Origin of the sequence: Streptomyces ortus (assembly GCF_026341275.1) — a bacterium.
GTDB classification, from domain to species: Bacteria; Actinomycetota; Actinomycetes; order Streptomycetales; family Streptomycetaceae; genus Streptomyces; species Streptomyces ortus.
The window spans coordinates 1,955,264-1,976,255 of record NZ_JAIFZO010000002.1; the positions used below are offsets into that span (position 1 = coordinate 1,955,264).

Below are 20,992 nucleotides of genomic sequence, written 5' to 3' on the forward strand. Positions count from 1 at the left end.
TGCGCGGAGAGTTACCGTACGGTCACGTCACGTTCGCATCACGGGTCCGTCGTTCCGCCGCGGTGCCGAGAACCCCTCTCGTACTTTCGTCCCCGTGAACCTGTTCCGGAAGTCCGCCTCCCTGGCCGTCGCCGCGCTGGCCCTGGCCGCCGTGTCCGTCACCGCCGCCGAGGCCCACGACGGCCTGCACCCCTTCGAGAACTGCACCGAGGCGTACGCGAACGGGTACGCGAACATCGTCAAGGGCGACGACCACTACGCCGAGGACCTGGACCGCGACAAGGACGGCGTCGGCTGCGACAGACCGCCCGCCGGCTTCGTCCCCGCGAGCGACCAGGACACGGCCACGGACGCCAAGGGCGGGGGCGGCAAGGACGGGGACGGCAAGGACGGCGACGGCAAGGACGAGGGCACGGATACCGGGCGGCGGAACCCCGACCTGGCGGAGACCGGCGGCAGCGGTGCCACCCCTTACCTCGCGGCCGGCGGCGTGACCGTCCTGCTGGCCGGCGGCGGGGTGCTGTTCGCGCTGCGGAGGCGAGGCGACACCAACTGACGCCCGGGGCCCGACGCATGGGCCCGCCCGTTGGGTGCACCGGGCGCGCGCGGCGAGGAGGCGGCACCCCCCGCACGGGGTGCCGCCTCCTCGTTTTCGTGCGCCGGGTCCGTCGGCCGCCGGTGAGGGTGGTGGCGGATGACGGGCCCGGAGCCCTGTGGACCTGGACCTGGGTTTCGGCCTACCGGTGGTCGCTGCCCGTCGAGGACGAGGCCGCTCGGCCCGCCTCCAGGCGCGCCACCGGGATGCGGAACGGTGAGCAGGAGACGTAGTCGAGTCCCACCTCGTGGAAGAAGTGGACCGACTCCGGGTCGCCGCCGTGCTCGCCGCAGACGCCGAGCTTCAGGTCGGGCCGCGTCTCACGGCCGGCCAGCACGGCGTCGCGGACGAGTTTGCCGACGCCGTCGCGGTCGATCGTCTCGAAGGGGGACACCCCGAAGATGCCCTTCTCCAGGTAGGCCGTGAAGAAGCTGGCCTCCACGTCGTCCCGGCTGAAGCCCCACACCGTCTGCGTGAGGTCGTTCGTGCCGAAGGAGAAGAACTCGGCCGCCTCGGCGATCTGACCGGCGGTCAGCGCGGCCCGCGGCAGCTCGATCATCGTGCCGAGGGAGAGCTTCAGGTCCACGCCCGTGTGCTCCTGCACCTCGGCGATGACCTGCTCGGCCTCCTCGCGAACGATCTCCAGCTCCTGGACCGTGCCGACAAGCGGGATCATGATCTCGGCGCGCGGGTCGCCCTTGGCGTTCTTGCGCTCGGCGGCGGCCTCGGCGATCGCCCGTACCTGCATGGTGAACAGGCCCGGGATGACCAGGCCCAGGCGTACGCCGCGCAGGCCGAGCATCGGGTTCTGCTCGTGCAGCCGGTGGACGGCCTGGAGCAGCCGCAGTTCGTTCTCGTGCGGGTCTTGGCGGGCCTCGGCGAGGGCCACGCGCACCGACAACTCGGTGATGTCGGGCAGGAACTCGTGCAGCGGCGGGTCCAGGAGGCGGACCGTGACTGGCAGGCCGTCCATCGCCTCGAAGAGCTGCACGAAGTCCTGCTTCTGGAGCGGCAGAAGCTCCTTCAGGGATTCCTCGCGCTCGGCGTCGGTGTCCGCGAGGATCAGCCGCTCCACCAGCTCGCGCCGGTCGCCGAGGAACATGTGCTCGGTGCGGCACAGGCCGATGCCCTGGGCGCCGAAGCGGCGGGCGCGCAGCGCGTCCTCGGCGTTGTCCGCGTTGGCGCGCACCCGCAGGCGGCGCTTGCGGTCGGCGAAGGCCATGATCCGGTGGACGGCCTCGACCAGTTCGTCGGCGTCGTCGGCGCCCGCGTGCATCCGGCCCTCGAAGTACTCGACGACGGGGGACGGCACGACCGGGACCTCGCCCAGGTAGACCTTGCCCGACGAGCCGTCGATGGAGATGATGTCGCCCTCCTCGACGACGTGCCCGCCGGGCACGGTCATGCGGCGCCGTTTGGTGTCGACCTCCAGCTCCTCGGCGCCGCACACACAGGTCTTGCCCATGCCGCGCGCGACGACGGCCGCGTGGGAGGTCTTGCCGCCGCGCGAGGTGAGGATGCCCTCGGCCGCGATCATGCCGTCGAGGTCGTCGGGGTTCGTCTCCCGGCGGACCAGGATGACCTGCTCGCCGGACCGGGACCACTTCACGGCGGTGTACGAGTCGAAGACCGCCTTGCCGACCGCGGCGCCCGGCGAGGCGGCGATGCCCCGGCCGATCTGCTCGATCTTCGTCCCCTCGTCGAAGCGCGGGAACATCAGCTGCGCGAGCTGGGCGCCGTTGACGCGCTGCAGCGCCTCGGCCTCGTCGATGAGGCCCTGGTCGACGAGCTGGGTGGCGATACGGAAGGCGGCGCCGGCCGTCCGCTTGCCGACGCGGGTCTGGAGCATCCACAGCTGCCCGCGCTCGATGGTGAACTCGATGTCGCACAGATCCCGGTAGTGGTTCTCCAGGGTCTTCATGATCTGCATGAGCTGGTCGTACGACGCCTTGTCGATCTGCTCCAGGTCGGCGAGCGCGACGGTGTTGCGGATGCCCGCGACGACGTCCTCGCCCTGCGCGTTCTGCAGGTAGTCGCCGTACACGCCCTGGTGTCCGGAGGCCGGGTCGCGGGTGAAGGCGACGCCCGTGCCGGAGTCGGGGCCGAGGTTGCCGAAGACCATGGAGCAGACGTTGACGGCGGTGCCCAGGTCGTGCGGGATGCGCTCCTGGCGGCGGTAGAGCTTGGCCCGCTCGGTGTTCCAGGAGTCGAAGACCGCGTGGATGGCGAGGTCCATCTGCTCGCGCGGGTCCTGCGGGAAGTCCCGGCCGGCCTCGGTCCTGACGATCTTCTTGAACTTGGTGACGAGCTTCTTCAGGTCGGCCGCTTCGAGATCGGTGTCGACCGCGACCTTCTTGGTCTGCTTCGCCGCCTCCAGCGCGTCCTCGAAGAGCTCGCCCTCGACGCCGAGGACGGTCTTGCCGAACATCTGGATGAGCCTGCGGTACGAGTCCCACGCGAAGCGGTCGTCGCCGGCCTGCTTGGCCAGGCCCTGTACGGACTTGTCGGAGAGGCCGATGTTCAGGACGGTGTCCATCATGCCGGGCATGGAGAACTTGGCGCCGGAGCGGACCGAGACGAGGAGGGGGTCGTCGGCCTGTCCGAGCTTCTTGCCCATCTTCGCTTCGAGGGCGTCGAGGTGCGCACTCACCTCGTCACGCAGTGCCGCCGGTTCCTCGCCGCTGTCGAGGTAGGTCTTGCAGGCCTCGGTGGTGATGGTGAAGCCGGGAGGCACGGGAAGACCCAGGTTGGTCATCTCGGCGAGGTTGGCACCCTTGCCGCCGAGAAGATCCTTGAGTTCCTTGTTGCCTTCGGTGAAGTCATAAACGAACTTCACGCTCCCGCCGACGCCTTCGCCGCCGTTCTCGACGCCGCTGTCGCCGTTCGTGGCTACGTGGGGATCTTTGTTTTCCGACACGGGTCTCGACTCCTCGACGACGCGGTGGCTGCCCTGACGACGGGGAACATACCCAGATCGAAGGCGTCTGGGTACGTCCACTTGCGCGTCATACGGCTGTAACCACTCGTCCGCCACCAGATCGAAAGTCAAGGGATGGTAAGCCGATGCGCCCTACAGCGTTCACTTCTTGAAGGCGGGCACGCCCACGGACCCGGCATTGCGCTCAGTTGAGCGGCGAACGCCACGTCTGAGTTCAGATCGTCAACGATCAAGGGGTGGCACTGAGTGCCACCCCTTGGAGAAGTGCAGATGCTCAAGATCCGCTCATCTGAGCGAAACATCGATCATGCGTGGCGAGAATCACGCCGATTCCGGCGCCCGGATTTCACCATGCGGACGCGTTCCCCGACCGGTGACACCACCGTCACATCGCCTCACACGCCCAGGGCGAGCAGGCGCTCCTCGATGCGCTCGGGCGCGTACAGGTGCTCCACGACGAGCGCACCGGCTCCGACCAGGGCCGCCCGCTCGCCGAGCCGGGACGTGAGCACCTCCAGGTGCGCGGTGGAGCGGGGCAGAGCCCGCTGATAGAGCAGTTCGCGTACACCGGTGAGGAAGGCGGTTCCGGCCAGATCCCCCGCGATCATCAGGACGCCGGGGTTGAGCAGGGTCACCACCGTGGCGAGGACGTCGCCGACCTGCCGCCCCGCCTCCCGCGCGAGGGCCGCCGCGCCGGGGTGCCCCGAGGTGAGCAGATCGCGCACGTCCGAGCCCGAGGCCGCCGGGACTCCCGACTCCACCAGCCTGCGGGCCACGGCTCCCCCGCTGGCGACGGCCGCGAGACAGCCGTACGACCCGCATCTGCACAGCGCGTCGGCGCCCTCCGGGACCCGGATGTGCCCGATGTCCCCGGCTCCGCCGTCGATGCCCCGGTAGATCCTGCCGCCGACGACCACACCCGCGCCGATACCGGTGGAGACCTTCACCAGGACGAAGGCCGAGCAGTCGGGGTGGGCGGTGCGCTGCTCGCCGTACGCCATGAGGTTGGCGTCGTTGTCGACCAGGACCGGGACCGGTCCGGCGCCGCTGTGCTCGGTGAAGGCCCGGGTGAGGCGCGCCCTGATGTCGTAGCCGTCCCAGCCGGGCATGATCGGCGGCTGGACGACCCGGCCCGTGTCGGTGTCCACGGGCCCCGGTACGGCCAGTCCGATGCCGCACACCTCGGCCGGCCGGTGCCCGGCCTTCTCCAGCAGTTCGGCGAACCAGCGGCCCAGCTCGCCGAGGACCGCGTCCGGGCCGTCCTCGACGCGCAGCGGCCCGGCGTGCTCGGCCAGCAGCTCGCCGGTCAGGGACAGCACGGCGGCGCGCGCGTGCCGGGTGTCGAGGTCGGCGGCGAGGACGACGGCGTGGGAGTCGTCGAACTCCAGGCGGACCGAGGGGCGTCCGCCGAGCGGTGAGTCGACCGGGCCCGCGGCGCCCTCGCGCAGCCAGCCGGCCCGGAAGAGCCGGTCGAGGCGCTGTCCGACGGTGGCCCGGGACAATCCGGTGACCTGTTGCAACGCCCCCCGTGTGGTGGCGCGTCCGCTTCGCACGAGTTCCAGCAGGTCGCCGGAGCTGGCCTGGCTCCCGGCCTTCCCCGTCCTGATCGCCATCGCGCTCCTCCCTCCGGTTCCGGTCATACGGACCCCTTGCGTTCCCCAACTCTGCATTACATATTGAGTTCTGCGTGTTAAATAGACGTAACTACACGGTGGTTACTGCCGAACTGATCGGCCGCATGTCTTCGGGGAGACCTGAGTGGACCGCACGACCCAGCTCACCGCCCGTCCTACCGCCCGCCGCGCCCCGCACCATGAACACGGGCGGGCGGGAACAGCCGTATACGATCCGGTCGATCCCGGCGATCCGCTCGGTCCGGTCGATCCGCTCGGATCCGTCCGCCCGGCGGAGTCGTTGCAGGCCAGGGCAGCCCGGGTGCTGAACGGCAACTGGCGGGGCACGTCGACGGTGCCCTCGCGCAGCCTGTATCCGCACCAGTGGTCCTGGGACTCCGCGTTCATCGCGATCGGGCTGCGGCATCTGTCTCCGCTGCGGGCCCAGACCGAGCTGGAGACGCTGCTCGGCGCGCAGTGGGGCGACGGCCGGATCCCGCACATCGTGTTCAACCCCTCCGTCCCCCTCGACGCGTACTTCCCGAGCCCGGACTTCTGGCGCTCCTCGACCGCGGGGCGCACCGCGGGCGCCCCGGGCACCGTACAGACCTCGGGCATCGTGCAGCCACCGGTGCACGCGCTCGCCGTGTGGCTGGTGCACACCGCCGACCCCGGGCTGTCCCGCTCGCGGTCCTTCCTGTCCCGGATGTACCCGCGCCTCGCGGCCTGGCACCGCTACCTGCTGCACCGCCGGGACCTGGGCGGCGGGGGGCTCGCCTCGGTGGTCCACCCCTGGGAGCAGGGCATGGACAACGCCCCGAGCTGGGACGCGCCGCTGTCCCGCGTCGCCCCGGCCCCGGCCCGCTCCTTCCGCCGCGCCGACCTGGACCACGGCGCGGCCGAGGACCGGCCGACGGACCTGGACTACGGGCGGTACGTACGGCTGGCGGCGGACTACCGGGACGGGGGGTACGCGGACGGGGGTCACGCGGACGGCGGGCGGGCCGGCGGGTTCGCCGTGGAGGACCCGGCGTTCAACGCGCTGCTGATCGCCTCCGAGCACGCGCTGGCCCGCATCGCCCGGGAGCTGGGCGCGACGGGCACCGCCCGCCACGCGCGCGCGGAGCGGCTGACGACGGCGCTGGTGGACCGGCTGTGGGATCCGGCGGCGGGCATGTTCCTCTGCCGGGACGTGCGCACGGGCGAGCCGATCCCCGAACGCGGGGTCTCCGGTCTGGTCCCGCTGATCCTGCCGACGCTGCCGCGTGAGACGGCCGCGACACTCGTACGGACCCTGTGCGGCCCGCACTTCGGGCTCGGGGACACCACCCGGCTCGTACCGAGTTACGACCTGACCGGGCACGCCTTCGACCCGCACCGGTACTGGCGGGGGCCGGCCTGGTTCAACACCAACTGGCTGGTGGAGCGGGGGCTGCGGCTGCACGGGGAGACGGCCCGCGCGGCAGAGCTGCGCGGCGCGCTGCTGGAGACGGCGGACACCTCCGGGTTCGCCGAGTACGTGGACCCGTACAGCGGTGAGGCCTGCGGGGCGCTCGGATTCAGCTGGACCGCGGCGCTGACGCTGGACCTGCTGCACGGGACGGCGCCGGAGACGGCGCACGGGACGGCCGACGCGACGCGCGGCACGGCCGAGGAGTTCGGCGTGACGGGAAGCTTGGGCGTGACGGGGAAGTTCGGCGAGGGTGCCTTGGGAGGGGACCTGCGATGACGGACCGGCAGCATCTGCTCGTACACGGCGGGACGTTCGCCACGGTGGGCGACGGCGGGGACATCAGCGGAGTACGCGGCGGGGGCGGTTCGCACTCCGCCCCCGACGGGATGTTCGTGCGCGACGCCCGGCATCTGAGCCGCTGGCAGCTGACCGTCGACGGCGCGGTGCCCGAGGCGCTGTCGCCGGTCACGGACGGCGACACGGCCCGCTGCGTCCTCGTGCCGCGCGGCGGCCGGCAGGAGCCGCCCGCCCACACCCTCTTCCGCGAACAGGCAGTCGGGGACGGCTCGTTCGTCGAGTCGCTGCGGATCACCAGCAACCGCCCGGTGCCGACGACGGTCCGGATCGCGGTCACCGCCGACGCCGACTTCACGGACCAGTTCGAGCTGCGCTCCGACCACCGGACGTACGCGAAGACCGGCGCGGTCCGCTCCCGCGAAGTCCTGGACGACGGTGTGGAGTTCGGCTACCAGCGCGGTGAGTGGCGGTCCTGTACGACCGTCACCTGTGAACCCGCGCCGGACGGCGTCGAGGAGACCGGCACGGGCGCGCGGCGCCTGGTGTGGGCCCTGGACCTCGAACCGCACGGCTCGACCGAGCTGGCCCTGCGGGTGGCGGCGCGCCCGCACGGCACGGCACCCCCGCGGGTGCCCGCCACCCCGGCCGCCGCGAACGCCCGGCTCCGCGCGCTGGAGAGCGAGTTCACCGAGGGCATGCCCTTCCCGACCGGCTGGCCGGAGCTGGCCGCCGCGTGCGCGCGGGGTCTGGCCGACCTGGCGGTGCTCCAGGTACCGGCGACGGGCCCGGACGGGGAGGAACTTCGCGTGCCTGCCGCGGGCGTTCCGTGGTTCCTGACCCTGCTCGGCCGTGACTCGCTGCTCACGTCCCTGTTCGCGCTCCCCTACCGCCCGCAGCTGGCCGCCGCCACGCTGCCCGCGCTCGCCGCGGCCCAGGCCACCGAGGTCGGAGTGGGCACGGTGGCCCAGCCCGGCAAGATCGTGCACGAGGTGCGGCACGGGGAGCTGGCCCACTTCGGGCAGGTGCCGTACGGCCGCTACTACGGCTCGGTCGACGCGACCCCGCTCTTCCTGATCCTTCTCGGCGCGTACGTCGAGCAGACCGGTGACACGGCGCCGGCCCGCCGGCTGGAGGCCAACGCCCGTGCGGCGATCGGCTGGATGCTGGACCACGGCGGGCTGACCTCGCGCGGCTATCTCGTCTACCGCGCGGACGAGGGCGGCCTCGCCAACCAGAACTGGAAGGACTCCCCCGGCGCGATCTGCTCGGGCGACGGCAGCCGGCCGACCGGTCCTGTGACGGCCGCGGGCGCGCAGGGGTACGCGTACGACGCGCTGCGCCGGACCGCGCAGCTCGCCCGGACGGTGTGGGACGACGAGGTGTACGCGGCGCTTCTCGAACAGGCCGCCGCGGATCTGCGGGACCGGTTCCAGCGGGACTTCTGGATGGCGGACCGCGCCTTCCCCGCGCTCGCCCTCGACGGCGACGGGAGGCACGTCGACGCGCTCGCGTCCGACGCGGGGCATCTGCTGTGGTCCGGGCTGCTGGACAAGGAGTACGGGGAGCTGGTGGGGCGGCGGCTGCTGGAGCCGGACTTCTTCTCGGGCTGGGGCGTACGGACGCTGGCCGCGGGGCAGGCCGCGTACCATCCGCTGTCGTACCACCGGGGGTCGGTGTGGCCGCACGACAACGCGCTGATCGCGTTGGGGCTGGCGCGGTACGGGCTGCACGACGAGGCGCGGACGGTGGCGCACGGGCTGGTGGACGCGGCGTCCGTCGCGGGGCACCGGCTGCCGGAGGTGCTCGCGGGGTACGGGAGGGGGACGCGTGCGGAGCCTGTGCCGTATCCGCACGCCTGCGTGCGGGAGTCACGGTCCGCGGCCGCGCCGCTGGCGCTGCTCACCGCGGTGGGCGGTGCGTGAGGTCGCGCGTGGCCGCCGCGCGCTTTCGGGTGCGGGCCGACCGGGGTGGGCCGCGCAGTTCCCCGCGCCCCTAGGGAGTGGGGGCCGAGGCACGTGGGACGGTGCAGGTCGCCCGTGGCCGAGCGCGCAGTTCCCCGCGCCCCTGAGGGGATGAGGGCCGAGGCACGTGGGACCGTGCAGGACGGCTGCCGCTGAGCGCGCCGTTCTCCGCGCCCCTGGAAAGCGGGGCTGCGCCCCGGCTTGCCTTTAGGGGCGCGGGGAACTGCGCGGCCAGCCCGTACGTGCCCGCACTCATCCAGCAACCTCCGCCCTCACTCCCTCAGGGGCGCGGGGAACGGCGCAATCGGGCAGCTCCCCCGGGGCGCGGGGCGCTCAGCCTCCGGACGTGTCCAGCTCCGCGTCCTCACTCACACCCGCACAGTCGTACGGATCCTTCAACCACCCGTCCGGCAGGACAACCCGCCCGTTGCCGGACGTCCGCCCCCGCGGCCCGTCCGCCCCCACCGGCCACGGCTGATCGAGCTCCAACTCCTCCAGCCCCTCCGCCAGTTCGCTCAAGGACGACGTGACCGCGAGCCGCCGCCGCATCTCCGAGCCGACCGCGAACCCCTTCAGGTACCACGCCACGTGCTTGCGGAAGTCGATGACCCCGCGCGCCTCGTCCCCGATCCACTCCCCGAGCAGGGTCGCGTGCCGCACCATGACGGCCGCGACCTCGCGCAGGGCCGGCCGCGCGTACTGCCCGCCCCGCCCCTCGAACGCCGCGACCAGATCAGCGAACAGCCACGGCCGCCCGAGGCACCCCCGCCCCACGACGACCCCGTCGCACCCGGTCTCCCGCACCATCCGCAGCGCGTCGTCCGCGGACCAGATGTCCCCGTTCCCGAGCACGGGAATCTCCGGCACGTGCTCCTTGAGCCGCGCGATGGCGTCCCAGTCGGCCGTCCCGCCGTAGTGCTGCGCGGCGGTGCGCCCGTGCAGCGCGATCGCCGTGACCCCCTCCTCGACCGCGATACGGCCCGCGTCGAGGAACGTGATGTGGTCGTCGTCGATGCCCTTGCGCATCTTCATGGTGACCGGCAGGTCCCCCGCCCCGGCCACCGCCTCACGCAGGATCGCCCGCAGCAGCGGCCGCTTGTACGGGAGGGCCGAGCCGCCGCCCTTGCGGGTCACCTTGGGCACCGGGCAGCCGAAGTTCAGGTCGATGTGGTCCGCGAGGCCCTCTTCCGCGATCATGCGGACGGCCTTGCCGACGGTCGCGGGGTCGACGCCGTACAGCTGGATCGAACGCGGGGTCTCCGACGCGTCGAAGCGGATCAGCTGCATGGTCTTCTCGTTGCGCTCGACCAGCGCCCGCGTGGTGATCATCTCGCTGACGAACAGGCCCTTTCCCCCGCTGAACTCCCTGCACAGCGTGCGGAACGGCGCGTTCGTGATGCCCGCCATGGGGGCGAGCACGACGGGCGGCTGGACGGTGTGCGGACCGATCCGCAGAGCGGTGCTCACCGCGGACGCGGGAGTGATCGTGGGCGTGGACATTCCCCCATTGTCCCGTACGCCGACCCGTGACGGTAGTCGTTAGTTAGGCACACTACCGACATGGGCGTAACCTGGTACCCATGCCTGAGCTCAGCCCCCGCCGGCGTCAGCTGGTGCTCGCGATCTGTTGCATGAGTCTGCTGATCGTGAGCCTCGACAACACCGTTCTCAACGTCGCCCTCCCCTCCATGCAGAAGGATCTGCACGCGAGCCTCGCGGGCATGCAGTGGACGATCGACGCGTACACGCTGGTGCTCGCCTCGCTGCTGATGCTCGCGGGCTCGACGGCCGACCGCATCGGCCGCCGCAAGGTCTTCATGGCGGGCCTGGTCGTCTTCACCGTCGGCTCGGTCCTGTGCTCGCTCGCGCCGAACCTCGAATCGCTCGTGGCCTTCCGCATGATCCAGGCGGTCGGCGGCTCGATGCTCAACCCGGTCGCCATGTCGATCATCACCAACACCTTCACGGACCCGCGCGAGCGTGCCCGCGCGATCGGCGTCTGGGGCGCGGTCGTCGGCATATCCATGGCCGCGGGCCCGCTGGTCGGCGGCCTCCTGGTCGACTCCGTGGGCTGGCGCTCGATCTTCTGGGTCAACCTGCCGGTGGGCCTGGCCGCGCTCCTGCTCACCCTGCGGTACGTGCCCGAGTCCCGCGCCCCGAAGGCGCGCCGCCCGGACCCGGTGGGCCAGCTCCTGGTGATCGCCCTGCTGGGCTCCCTCACCTACGCGATCATCGAGGCGCCCAGTTCGGGCGCCGGCAAGATCCTCGTCTTCGGCGGGATCGCGCTCGCCGCGCTGGTCACCCTCCTCTGGTACGAGCCCCGGCGCGACGAGCCCCTCATCGACCTGCGCTTCTTCCGCTCGGTCCCCTTCAGCGGGGCCACGGTGGTGGCGGTCAGCGCATTCGCGGCGCTGGGCGGCTTCCTCTTCCTGTCGACCCTCTACCTGCAGAACGTCCGGGGGCTGAGCGCGCTCGACGCGGGCCTGTGGATGCTGCCCATGGCGGCCATGACCTTCGTCTGCGCACCGCTGTCCGGGCGGCTGGTGGGCAACCGGGGACCGCGCCTGTCCCTCCTGATCGCGGGTACGACGATGACGGTGAGCGGGGTGCTGTTCGCCGCGTTCGAGGCCGAGACGGCGAACGTGACGCTCGTCATCGGGTACGTGCTGTTCGGGCTCGGCTTCGGTTTCGTGAACGCGCCCATCACGAACACGGCGGTGTCCGGGATGCCCCGGGCGCAGGCGGGGGTCGCCGCGGCGGTGGCGTCCACGAGCCGCCAGATCGGGCAGACGCTGGGGGTGGCGGTGATCGGCGCGGTCCTCGCGTCGGGGGTCGGCGCGTCGTCGTACCGGGACTCGTTCGTCTCGGCGGCCCGGCCCGCGTGGTGGATCATCGCGGGGTGCGGGCTCGCGGTGCTGGTGGTCGGCGGGCTGTCGAGCGGGCGGTGGGCCCGAGGAACAGCCGCCCGCACGGCGGACCGCCTGTCCTCACCGGAGGTGAAGGAGTCAGCGGGGGTCGTATGACGGGTGACCGTCGCCTGTAGCTGGCCGCGCAGTTCCCCGCGCCCCTAAAAAGCGGGGCTGCGCCCCAGCTTTCGCCCCTTCAGGGGCGCAGAGAACGGCGCAATCTTTTGCCCCTTCAGGGGCGCGGGGAACGGCGCAATCTTTTGGCTTTTAGGGGCGCGGGGAACTGCGCGCTCAGCCACAGGCGACGTTCACCCGCCCCACACGCCCCAGCCCTCACCCCCCCAGGGGCGCGGGGAACGGCGCAATCTTTTGGCCTTTCAGGGGCGCGGGGAACGGCGCAGTCTTTTGGCCTTTCAGGGGCGCGGGGGACTGCGCGGGGCAGCCGGTCAGCTGGGGAACATTCCCGCGGTCGCGTTCACCCACGTGCCCGTGAGCCCCGCCGCCCCGTCGGACGCGAGGAAGGTCGCCAGCGCCGCGATGTCCGCGATCCGGGGCGACCGCCTCGTCATCCGCAGGCCGTCGAGGTGCGCGCGGATACCCTCCACCGCCGCCTCGTCCGCCGCGGGCGCACCCGCCGCGCTGAGCTTCTCGGGAGTCAGGGTGTCGACCACGCCCGCCGTCCAGATCCCGAGGGCGCGGACCCCCGCAGGACCGGCCTCCTGGGCGAGCTGGCGGATCAGCGCGTCGAGCGCGCCGTCGGCCGCCCCCGTACCGCCGAGCATCGGACTGCCCTGGTGGGAGCCGCTGTTGAGGCCGAGGATCACACCGGACCCCTGGGCGGCCATCCGGCGCGCGGCGGCCCGGGCGGTGATGAACTGGCACGTGATGCCCCGCGTGACCGGCCGCGTGTAGTCGGCCACCGACATCTCGGTCAGGGGTACGCCCTGGAAGTCCCCGCGCGGCACCAGGTTGAACGAGACGTCGAACCGGCCGGCCCGCTCGACCACCGAGTCGGCGTGCGCCTCGACGGCGTCCTCGTCAGCGGCGTCGAGCACGTCGTACGCGGCCCCGGTCACGTCGGCGACCGCACGCAGGGTCTTCTCCGTCCGGCCGACGAGGAAGACCCTCGCCCCGGCCTCCGTGTACGCCTTCGTGACGCCCGCGCCGAGGGAACCGGCTCCGCCGTAGACGACCGCGACCTTGTTCTGCAGCATGGCTCTTCATCTCCTCGAAGGGGGCGCGAGGTGCGCCCGTCACCCCATGAGACGCGCCCGCCGCGGGAACTCATCGCTCTCACAGCGTCATCGGCAGCCCGAACACCTCGAAGAGATGCGGCTCGAAGGTGGTGATCTGCGCGATCCGCCCCTCCTCGACGCGCAGCACGTCGATGAGCTGGGCCCGGAAGACGCTGGTCCCGGGCCGTCGCAGATACCCGGCGACCGCCGGCTGGCCGTTGGCCCGCACCGGCAGGTGCCGCCAGTGTCCGGCGAACATCGGCGAAGCGGGATCGAGGTTCGGCCGCACGAAGGCGATGAGCGCGTCGCGCGAGGTGAACCAGAACGGGTTCGGCGGCATCGTGAGCACCGCGTCCTCCCGTACCAGCTCGACCATGGCGTCGATGTCGGCCCGGGCGGCGACCTCCATGTAGCGCCGCAGAAGCGCCAGGTCGTCGGCGCTGGGCGGACGGGCCGACCAGTCCTCGCGCGGGCCGGGCAGCGCCTCCCGCAGGGCCGTTCTGCCGCGCTGGGCCGCGCTGTTGGCGGAGGCCTGGCTCGCGCCCAGCAGGTCGGCGGTCTCCGCGGCCGACCATCCGGCGACATCGCGCAGGATCACCGCGGCCCGCTGGCGCGGCGGCAGTCGCTGGATGGCGGTGAGGAAGACGAGTTCGAGGGTCTCGCCCGCCACCGCCTCCTCGTCCGGCGCGGACCGGGCCACGGGCGTCTCGGGCAGCTGGTCGTCGGGGAAGGGCTGGAGCCACGGCAGGCTCGGCGGCGGCGGCCCGTCGCCGGAGTCCATGCCCGGCACCGGCTCGTAGGGGGTGGGACGCCGGTTGTGTCTGCGCAGGAAGTCGAGGCACACCCGGGTGGCGATCTTGTAGAGCCAGGCCCTCGGGTTGTCGACGTCCTCCAGGGTGTCCCGGGCCCGCCAGGCGCGCAGGAACGCCTCCTGGGTGAGGTCCTCGGCCTCGTCGTACGAGCCGAGGAGCCGGTAGCAGTGGACCCGCAGCTCCCGCCGGTGCGCTTCGACGAGCGCGTCGAACCCGCCGTCACGCGGATTCGTCACACCGACGGGCGTGACGATTCCCGCCCTCTCCACCCTCTCCACCCTCTCCACCCTCTCCTCCCGTGCTTCGCGGGCGAGGCGGCGCAGGCGGCTGAAGCGGGTGGACAGGGCCTCGACATCGGCGTGGAAGGCGACCGCGGGTTCCAGCCGCAGCCGTCGCAGCCGGTCGCCCAGGTCGGAGACGAGTTCTCCGGCGGGCACGCCGGCCGGCCGCTTCCGTTCCCGGTAGGCGCGCTGGCGGCATGCCTGCGAGCAGTAGGACGCGGCCCGTCCGGGCCCTCCGCCGTCCTGGAGGGGGCCTGAGCAGGTCTGACACTTCCCGGTCATGCCGACACGCTAGTCTCCGTAGAACCCCACACCGCGCAGAACGCACACAGAACTCACCGCGCACGCGCCCCCGTTGATGTTGTTCGTGTTGCAGACTCCTAGGGCTTGTCGCGCAAGCGGAGCGCGACCACCAGGAGGCGTCATGCTGCAGATCAACACCAGCAAGGTGAGCCGCTGGGACCAACACGGCCGCGAGCACGTCGTACGGGTACAACGCACGGGCATGCAGCGGACGATCAGATGCGACACCTGCGGCTGGCGCAGGCCCGCCCAGTTCCTGCCCTGGCTGAAGGCCGAGGAACATCTCACGGAGGCACACCAGGCGACGGTGGACCCGGCCGGGACCTGACGGGGTCCTGACGGGGGGGCGAGGGGTCGCTCAGGCCCTCAGGCCCCGCACCACCAGGTCCACCACGGCCTCGAACTCGCCCTCGATGCCGGGCTGTTCCCACTCGCGGGCGTGGCACGGGTCGTGGAAGCGGTCCGTGGCCTGAAAGAGGGCGAGGGCGGAGACGGCGGGGTCGGCGACGGCGAAGGCGCCGGAGTCGACGCCGGACCCGATGATCGCCGTCAGCTGACCGGTGAGAGCGGCGATGTGCTCCCCGACCGCCTCGCCGCTCTCCGCGGTCAGCACCATGTACGTGGCGAACAGCTCGGGGTCGTCGCCCGCCTTGCGGCGCTTGGCGGTGAACAGGGCCGCGAGCCAGTCGCGCAGCCGGGCCTCCGGGTCACGGTCCTGCGCCACGATGTCTTCGAGGACGGCCGACGTACGGTCCAGCCAGCGCTTCGTGACCGCCTCCCGCAGCGCCGCCTTCGTACGGAAGTGCCGGTAGACGCTGCCGTGGCTGACGCCGAGCGCGCGGGCCACGTCCACCACGGTGGCCTTCGCGGGGCCGTGGCGGCGCAGCACCTCCTCGGTCACCTCAAGGATGCGCTCGGCGGTCAGGATCTCGGTGGTCGCCATGGTGATGACCGTACCGGCGGTGTCGTCAGCGCTCGCTGTCGAGGTGTGCCATCTGCGCGGACGGGTAGCGGTCGCCGGCCGCCGAGCCGGCCGGGACGGCTTCCTCGATCGCGGCGAGGTCGGCGGCGTCGAGGCCCGCGTCGAGCGCGCCGAGCGCCTCCGTCAGCCGCTCGCGGGTCCGGGCGCCCACCAGCGGCACGATGTCCTCCCCGCGCGACAGCACCCAGGCGATGGCGATCTGCGCGACGGACGCGCCCTTCTGCTCGGCGGTCTTGCGCAGCGCCTCTACGAGGTCCAGGTTGTGGCGGAGGTTGTCGCCCTGGAAGCGGGGGCTGTGGGCACGGAAGTCGCCCGTGGAGAGCTGCCGGTCGGGCGTGAAGTGCCCGGAGATCAGGCCGCGGGACAGCACGCCGTACGCGGTGACGCCGATGCCCAGTTCACGGGCGGTGGGCAGGATCTCGGCCTCGATGCCGCGGGAGATGAGGGAGTACTCGATCTGCAGGTCCGAGATCGGGGCGGTGGCGGCGGCCCGGCGGACGGTCGCGGCCCCGACCTCGCTCAGGCCGATGTGCCGTACGTACCCCTTCTCGACGAGTTCGGCGATCGCGCCGACGGTCTCCTCGATGGGGACGTCCGGGTCGACGCGCGCGATCCGGTAGACGTCGATGTGGTCGACGCCGAGCCGCTGGAGCGAGTACGCCGCGAAGTTGTGGACCGCGGCGGGCCGCCCGTCGTAGCCGGACCAGGCGCCGTCCGGGTCGCGCAGGGCACCGAACTTCACGCTGACGAGGGCCTGTTCGCGCCGTGCGGCAGGGGCGCCGCGCAGCGCCTCACCGATCAGCATCTCGTTGTGCCCCATGCCGTAGAAGTCACCGGTGTCGAGCAGCGTGACCCCCGCTTCGAGCGCGGCGTGGATGGTGGCGACGGCCTCCCCCCGATCGGCGTCCCCGTAGAGCGCGGACATCCCCATGCATCCGAGCCCGAGAGCGGAGACCTGCGGACCGGTGGTTCCAAGGGTGCGACTGAGCATCAGAAATCTCCCGACACGTAGAGGTAGACGTAGACGTCATCAAACGAAGTAGCACGCCTACCTTGACATGACAGCTGACAGATTTCAATATCTGTCAGCTGTCACACCAGAGGTGACCAAAAAAAGCCCTGGCCCCCTCTCGCATACGAGAGGGGGCCAGGGCCCACCACCTAGGGGCGCGGGGAACGGCGCAATCCTTGAACCGCCCGCACCCTTCGCGGAGCGACTAGCAACCGACCAGCCGGCTGGCCAGGTACCCCTCGATCTGGTCGAGCGACACGCGCTCCTGCTTCATCGTGTCCCGCTCACGCACGGTCACCGCGTTGTCGTCGAGCGTGTCGAAGTCGACGGTCACACAGAACGGCGTACCGATCTCGTCCTGTCGACGGTAACGCCGGCCGATCGCCCCGGCGTCGTCGAAGTCGATGTTCCAGTTCTGCCGCAGGGCGGTCGCCAGACCCTTCGCCTTCGGGGACAGCTCCGGGTTGCGGGAGAGCGGCAGCACGGCCACCTTCACCGGCGCGAGCCGCGGGTCGAGCCGCAGGACGGTCCGCTTCTCCATCTTGCCCTTGGCGTTGGGCGCCTCGTCCTCGACGTACGCGTCCAGGAGGAACGCCAGCATCGCGCGGCCGACACCGGCCGCGGGCTCGATGACGTACGGGGTCCAGCGCTCGCCGGCCTCCTGGTCGAAGTAGGACAGGTCCTGGCCGGAGGCCTTGGAGTGCGCGGACAGGTCGTAGTCCGTGCGGTTGGCGACGCCCTCCAGCTCACCCCACTCGCTGCCGCCGAACTGGAAGCGGTACTCGATGTCGGCGGTGCGCTTGGAGTAGTGCGAGAGCTTCTCGGCCGGGTGGTCGTACCAGCGCATGTTCTCCTCGCGGAGACCGAGGCCGGTGTACCAGTTCCAGCGCTCCTGCATCCAGAACTCCTGCCACTTCTCGTCCTCGCCCGGCTTGACGAAGAACTCCATCTCCATCTGCTCGAACTCGCGGGTGCGGAAGATGAAGTTGCCGGGCGTGATCTCGTTGCGGAAGGACTTGCCCATCTGCGCGATGCCGAACGGCGGCTTCTTGCGCGAGGTCTGCTGCACCTGGGCGAAGTTGGTGAAGATGCCCTGCGCGGTCTCGGGGCGCAGGTAGGCGACGGAGCCGCTGTCCTGCGTGGGGCCGAGGTGCGTGGAGAGCAGGCCGGAGAACTGCTTGGGCTCGGTGAACGTGCCCTTGTTGCCGCAGTTGGGGCAGTTGAGGTCGGCGAGCCCGTTCTCGGGGAGGCGGTTGTGCTTCGCCTCGTACGCCTCCTCCAGGTGGTCGGCGCGGTAGCGCTTGTGACACGAGGTGCACTCGGTCAACGGGTCGGAGAACGTGGCGACGTGACCGGAGGCCACCCAGACCTCGGTCGCCAGGATCACGGAGGAGTCGAGGCCGACGACGTCCTCGCGCGACGTCACCATGTAGCGCCACCACTGACGCTTGATGTTCTCCTTGAGCTCGACACCCAGCGGCCCGTAGTCCCAGGCGGCCCGCTGGCCGCCGTAGATCTCACTGCACGGATAGACGAAGCCACGGCGCTTGCTCAGGCTGACGATGGAGTCGATCTTGTCGGCGGCCACGGTGCTCTCTTCATTACGACGACGGGCGCTTCACAGCGATTGCTTCAGAGCGAATGCCTCAGATTACCGGCGGCCCCGCCCCTCGGATCAAATCGGTTGGGGTACGGGCCGGACACCGGCCCTCCGCCCACCGGCACACCCCTCGCATACCGGGATGAAGTCCAGATCACAGGTCACGTTATTGACAATCGTTTCCACAACAGCTGAAAATGACTGTCATGAACGTACGACGACGCCACATATCCACGACCGTGCTCGCGGCGGCCACCGCCCTCGCCCTCGGCTCGCTCTCCGCCTGCTCGTCCGACTCCAGCGCGGCCGACGGCGCGGGCGGCAAGCTCGACGTCGTGGCGTCGTTCTACCCCCTGCAGTTCCTCGCCGAGGAGATAGGCGGGGACCACGTCAGCGTGAGCACCCTGACCGAGCCCGGCCAGGAGCCGCACGACCTGGAGATCAGCGCCAAGCAGACCGCGCAGCTCCAGGAGTCGGACGTGGCCCTCTACCTGAAGGACCTCCAGCCCTCCGTCGACGAGGCGATAGGCCAGTCCGAGGTGAAGGCGAAGGTCGACGCGGCCACCCTCACCACCCTGGAGAAGCACGGCAACGAGGTCGGCGGCCACGCGGCCGAGCACGACGACGAGGGCGACGAGCACGGCCACGAGGCCGAGGAGGGCTCCGGCCTCGACCCGCACATCTGGCTCGACCCCGTGAAGTACGCCGAGGTCGCCGAAGGAGTGGGCAAGGCCTTCGAGAAGGCCGACCCGGACAACGCCGCGACGTACAAGAAGAACACCGCGGCCCTGGTGAAGAAGCTGGACGGGCTCGACACCCGCTTCGAGGCCGGCCTCAAGAACACGAAGACCAAGGTCTTCATCACCACCCACGCGGCCTTCGGCTACCTCGCCGAGCGCTACGGCCTCACCGAGGAGGCCATCAACGGCCTGGACCCGGAGAGCGAACCCAGCGCCAACCGCGTCAAGGACCTTGAGAAGATGGCGAAGGCCGACGGCGTCTCCACCGTCTTCTACGAGACCCTCGTCAGCGACAAGACCGCCAAGACCATCGCCGCGGACGCGGACCTCAGGACCGATGTGCTCGACCCGATCGAGGGCATCACCGAGAAGTCCAGGGGCGACGACTACATCCAGGTCATGGACGCCAACCTCAAGGCCCTGCAGACGGCCCTGGGAGCGAAGTGACCGCGAAATGACAGCTACATGATCAGTCCCAGCCTCAGCAGTCCCCGGAGGACGTCGGCATGACCAACGAGCCCGGCACACCGGCCGCCACCCCGCACCCGCCCGTCATCTCGCTGCGCGGTGTGACGGCCGAACTCGGCTCACGCCCCGTCCTGCGCGGCATCGACCTCACCGTGCACCACGGTGAGGTCGTCGCGCTGCTCGGCGCCAACGGCTCCGGCAAGTCGACCGCCATCCGCACGGTCATCGGCCAGGTCCCGGTCACGGGCGGCGAGATCGAACTGTTCGGCACACCCCGGCGCCGCTTCCGCGACTGGGCGCGCGTGGGCTACGTACCGCAGCGCACGACCGCCGCCGGCGGGGTGCCCGCCACGGTGACCGAGGTGGTGTCCTCCGGGCGACTGTCCCGCGCCCGCTTCGGCGTCCTGCGCAAGGCCGACCGCGAGGCCGTACGGCACGCCCTGGAGCTGGTGGGCCTCGCCGACCGCGCCAAGGACTCCGTGGACGCCCTCTCCGGCGGCCAGCACCAGCGCGTGCTCATCGCCCGCGCGCTGGCCTCCGTACCGGAACTGCTGATCATGGACGAGCCGATGGCGGGCGTGGACCTGGCGAGCCAGGAGGTCCTGGCCGCGACCCTGCGGGAGCAGGTCGCGGCAGGCACCTCCGTCCTCCTCGTCCTGCACGAACTGGGCCCGCTGGAGCCGCTGATCGACCGCGCGGTCGTGCTGCGCGACGGCTGCGTCCTGCACGACGGCCCGCCCCCGCGGGCGCTCGGCCAGCACGCCCTGCCCGGCCACGACCACGTCCACCCCCACGCGGCCCACGACGCCGAACCCCTCCGCACAGGACTGCTGAGCTGACCGCCATGAACCTCGCCATGAACATCGAGATCCTCGATTACGCCTTCATGCGGCGGGCCCTGCTCGCGGCCGTCCTCGTCGGCATCACCGCGCCCGCGGTCGGCATCTACCTGGTCCAGCGCCGCCAGGCCCTGCTGGGCGACGGCATCGGCCATGTCGCGATGACCGGCGTCGGCCTCGGCTTCCTGCTCTCCTGGTCCCCGGTCTGGATGGCGACCGCCGTCTCCGTACTGGGCGCGGTCCTCATGGAACTGATCCGCTGGTACGGGAAGACGCGCGGCGACATCGCGCTGGCGATGCTCTTCTACGGGGGCATGGCGGGCGGTGTGATGCTCATCAACCTCGCACCCGGCGGCTCCAACGCCAACCTGACCTCGTACCTCTTCGGCTCGCTCTCCACGGTGTCGGAGGAGGACGTGACGGCGATCTGCCTGCTGGCCGCCTTCGTCGTCCTCGTCACGATCGGGCTGCGGCGGCAGCTGTTCGCGGTGAGCCAGGACGAGGAGTTCGCGCGGGTGACGGGGCTGCCCGTCCGCGCCCTGAACCTCCTCACGGCCATCACGGCCGCCGTCACCGTCACGGTCGCCATGCGCGTGGTCGGCCTGCTCCTGGTCTCCGCGCTGATGGTGGTCCCGGTGGCCGCCGCTCAGCAGCTCAGCCGGAGTTTCGCCGCCACGTTCGCGATCTCGGTGGCGATCGGCGTCAGCGTGACGATCGGCGGCACGGTGACGTCGTACTACCAGGACGTACCGCCCGGCGCGACGATCGTGCTGCTGACCATCGGGGCGTTCCTGTTCCTCGCGGTGGCGGCGACGCCGCTGGCCAGGCGGCGGGCACGGGCCGCCGCGCAGGCGGCGGCACGGGAAGGCGGGGACCCGGCGGAGTGTGCCATTCCCGGCACCCGCACACCGACCGGCAAGGTCGGCGTCTGACCGCGCCCAGCTCGGGCTGGCACAA

General features: G+C 71.4%; 16 protein-coding genes. 8 read left to right on the forward strand and 8 right to left on the reverse strand.

The genetic code is table 11. The features are described 5' to 3' along the window. The first annotated feature begins 94 nt into the window (after nt 1–94). Entirely contained in the window at nt 95–556 is a 462-nt protein-coding gene (locus tag K3769_RS11945) for an LAETG motif-containing sortase-dependent surface protein (protein ID WP_267026417.1), read from the forward strand. A 181-nt stretch (nt 557–737) separates the two neighbouring features. On the opposite strand, the gene ppdK is transcribed toward K3769_RS11945, so the two are convergent. Together ppdK and K3769_RS11955 are read right to left on the reverse strand one after the other, a co-directional pair. Continuing rightward, nucleotides 738–3,512 (reverse strand): pyruvate, phosphate dikinase, encoded by a 2,775-nt coding sequence (gene ppdK / locus K3769_RS11950; RefSeq protein ID WP_372514921.1) that lies wholly within the window; start codon nt 3,510–3,512, stop codon nt 738–740. A gap of 416 nt (nt 3,513–3,928) precedes the next feature. Beyond that, on the reverse strand, nt 3,929–5,146 hold the full coding sequence (locus tag K3769_RS11955) for an ROK family transcriptional regulator (protein ID WP_267026418.1): 1,218 nt from the start codon (nt 5,144–5,146) through the stop codon (nt 3,929–3,931). 145 nt (nt 5,147–5,291) lie between these two features. Between K3769_RS11955 and K3769_RS11960 the strand changes: the two genes are divergently transcribed. Together K3769_RS11960 and K3769_RS11965 are read left to right on the forward strand one after the other, a co-directional pair. Then, complete coding sequence (locus K3769_RS11960) at nt 5,292–6,875, forward strand: MGH1-like glycoside hydrolase domain-containing protein (RefSeq protein WP_267026419.1); 1,584 nt, start codon at nt 5,292–5,294, stop codon at nt 6,873–6,875. Next, nucleotides 6,872–8,818, forward strand: a complete 1,947-nt coding sequence (locus K3769_RS11965) for an amylo-alpha-1,6-glucosidase (RefSeq protein WP_267026420.1) — start codon at nt 6,872–6,874, stop codon at nt 8,816–8,818. Before K3769_RS11960 ends, K3769_RS11965 begins: the two co-directional genes overlap by 4 nt. A gap of 372 nt (nt 8,819–9,190) precedes the next feature. Here the strand turns inward: K3769_RS11965 and dusB are convergent, their stop codons facing one another. Next, the gene (gene dusB / locus K3769_RS11970; protein ID WP_267026421.1) at nt 9,191–10,357 is read right to left on the reverse strand and encodes a tRNA dihydrouridine synthase DusB; all 1,167 of its coding nucleotides are present in this window, start codon (nt 10,355–10,357) and stop codon (nt 9,191–9,193) included. 80 nt (nt 10,358–10,437) lie between these two features. On the opposite strand from dusB, the gene K3769_RS11975 reads away from it, so the two are divergent. After that, complete coding sequence (locus K3769_RS11975; protein WP_267026422.1) at nt 10,438–11,880, forward strand: MFS transporter; 1,443 nt, start codon at nt 10,438–10,440, stop codon at nt 11,878–11,880. 329 nt (nt 11,881–12,209) lie between these two features. Here the strand turns inward: K3769_RS11975 and K3769_RS11980 are convergent, their stop codons facing one another. Both K3769_RS11980 and K3769_RS11985 read right to left on the reverse strand, forming a co-directional pair. Beyond that, complete coding sequence (locus tag K3769_RS11980) at nt 12,210–12,977, reverse strand: SDR family NAD(P)-dependent oxidoreductase (protein ID WP_267026423.1); 768 nt, start codon at nt 12,975–12,977, stop codon at nt 12,210–12,212. A 79-nt stretch (nt 12,978–13,056) separates the two neighbouring features. Further along, nucleotides 13,057–14,373: an RNA polymerase subunit sigma-70 gene (locus K3769_RS11985; protein ID WP_267026424.1), complete on the reverse strand. Its 1,317-nt coding sequence runs from the start codon at nt 14,371–14,373 to the stop codon at nt 13,057–13,059. Between the two features lie 142 nt (nt 14,374–14,515). Between K3769_RS11985 and K3769_RS11990 the strand changes: the two genes are divergently transcribed. Then, nucleotides 14,516–14,722 carry a hypothetical protein gene (locus K3769_RS11990; RefSeq protein ID WP_267026425.1) on the forward strand — a complete coding sequence of 69 codons (207 nt, stop codon included), beginning with the start codon at nt 14,516–14,518 and terminating at the stop codon, nt 14,720–14,722. A 30-nt stretch (nt 14,723–14,752) separates the two neighbouring features. On the opposite strand, the gene K3769_RS11995 is transcribed toward K3769_RS11990, so the two are convergent. The 3 genes from K3769_RS11995 to K3769_RS12005 form a co-directional block, all read right to left on the reverse strand. Beyond that, nucleotides 14,753–15,337, reverse strand: a complete 585-nt coding sequence (locus tag K3769_RS11995; protein ID WP_267026426.1) for a TetR/AcrR family transcriptional regulator — start codon at nt 15,335–15,337, stop codon at nt 14,753–14,755. Nucleotides 15,338–15,362: 25 nt separating this feature from the next. Beyond that, nucleotides 15,363–16,367: an aldo/keto reductase gene (locus tag K3769_RS12000; RefSeq protein ID WP_267026427.1), complete on the reverse strand. Its 1,005-nt coding sequence runs from the start codon at nt 16,365–16,367 to the stop codon at nt 15,363–15,365. Nucleotides 16,368–16,593: 226 nt separating this feature from the next. Then, nucleotides 16,594–17,976, reverse strand: a complete 1,383-nt coding sequence (locus tag K3769_RS12005; RefSeq protein ID WP_267026428.1) for a glycine--tRNA ligase — start codon at nt 17,974–17,976, stop codon at nt 16,594–16,596. 218 nt (nt 17,977–18,194) lie between these two features. Between K3769_RS12005 and K3769_RS12010 the strand changes: the two genes are divergently transcribed. The 3 genes from K3769_RS12010 to K3769_RS12020 are packed head-to-tail and all read left to right on the forward strand — an operon-like array spanning nt 18,195 to nt 20,967. Continuing rightward, complete coding sequence (locus K3769_RS12010) at nt 18,195–19,175, forward strand: metal ABC transporter substrate-binding protein (RefSeq protein WP_267026429.1); 981 nt, start codon at nt 18,195–18,197, stop codon at nt 19,173–19,175. A gap of 59 nt (nt 19,176–19,234) precedes the next feature. Further along, nucleotides 19,235–20,035 (forward strand): metal ABC transporter ATP-binding protein, encoded by an 801-nt coding sequence (locus K3769_RS12015; protein WP_267026430.1) that lies wholly within the window; start codon nt 19,235–19,237, stop codon nt 20,033–20,035. 23 nt (nt 20,036–20,058) lie between these two features. Beyond that, nucleotides 20,059–20,967, forward strand: a complete 909-nt coding sequence (locus K3769_RS12020) for a metal ABC transporter permease (RefSeq protein WP_267031333.1) — start codon at nt 20,059–20,061, stop codon at nt 20,965–20,967. Nucleotides 20,968–20,992 lie beyond the last annotated feature (25 nt).

What these genes read in the sequence shown, in the direction of transcription:
- K3769_RS11955 (WP_267026418.1), bottom strand. Translation starts at nt 5,146, where the DNA reads ATGGCGATCAGGACGGGGAAGGCCGGGAGCCAGGCCAGCTCCGGCGAC.
- K3769_RS11975 (WP_267026422.1), top strand. Translation starts at nt 10,438, where the DNA reads ATGCCTGAGCTCAGCCCCCGCCGGCGTCAGCTGGTGCTCGCGATCTGT.
- dusB (WP_267026421.1), bottom strand. Translation starts at nt 10,357, where the DNA reads ATGTCCACGCCCACGATCACTCCCGCGTCCGCGGTGAGCACCGCTCTG.
- K3769_RS11990 (WP_267026425.1), top strand. Translation starts at nt 14,516, where the DNA reads ATGCTGCAGATCAACACCAGCAAGGTGAGCCGCTGGGACCAACACGGC.
- K3769_RS12010 (WP_267026429.1), top strand. Translation starts at nt 18,195, where the DNA reads ATGAACGTACGACGACGCCACATATCCACGACCGTGCTCGCGGCGGCC.
- K3769_RS11995 (WP_267026426.1), bottom strand. Translation starts at nt 15,337, where the DNA reads ATGGCGACCACCGAGATCCTGACCGCCGAGCGCATCCTTGAGGTGACC.
- K3769_RS12015 (WP_267026430.1), top strand. Translation starts at nt 19,235, where the DNA reads ATGACCAACGAGCCCGGCACACCGGCCGCCACCCCGCACCCGCCCGTC.
- K3769_RS11980 (WP_267026423.1), bottom strand. Translation starts at nt 12,977, where the DNA reads ATGCTGCAGAACAAGGTCGCGGTCGTCTACGGCGGAGCCGGTTCCCTC.
- K3769_RS12000 (WP_267026427.1), bottom strand. Translation starts at nt 16,367, where the DNA reads ATGCTCAGTCGCACCCTTGGAACCACCGGTCCGCAGGTCTCCGCTCTC.
- K3769_RS11985 (WP_267026424.1), bottom strand. Translation starts at nt 14,373, where the DNA reads ATGACCGGGAAGTGTCAGACCTGCTCAGGCCCCCTCCAGGACGGCGGA.
- K3769_RS11965 (WP_267026420.1), top strand. Translation starts at nt 6,872, where the DNA reads ATGACGGACCGGCAGCATCTGCTCGTACACGGCGGGACGTTCGCCACG.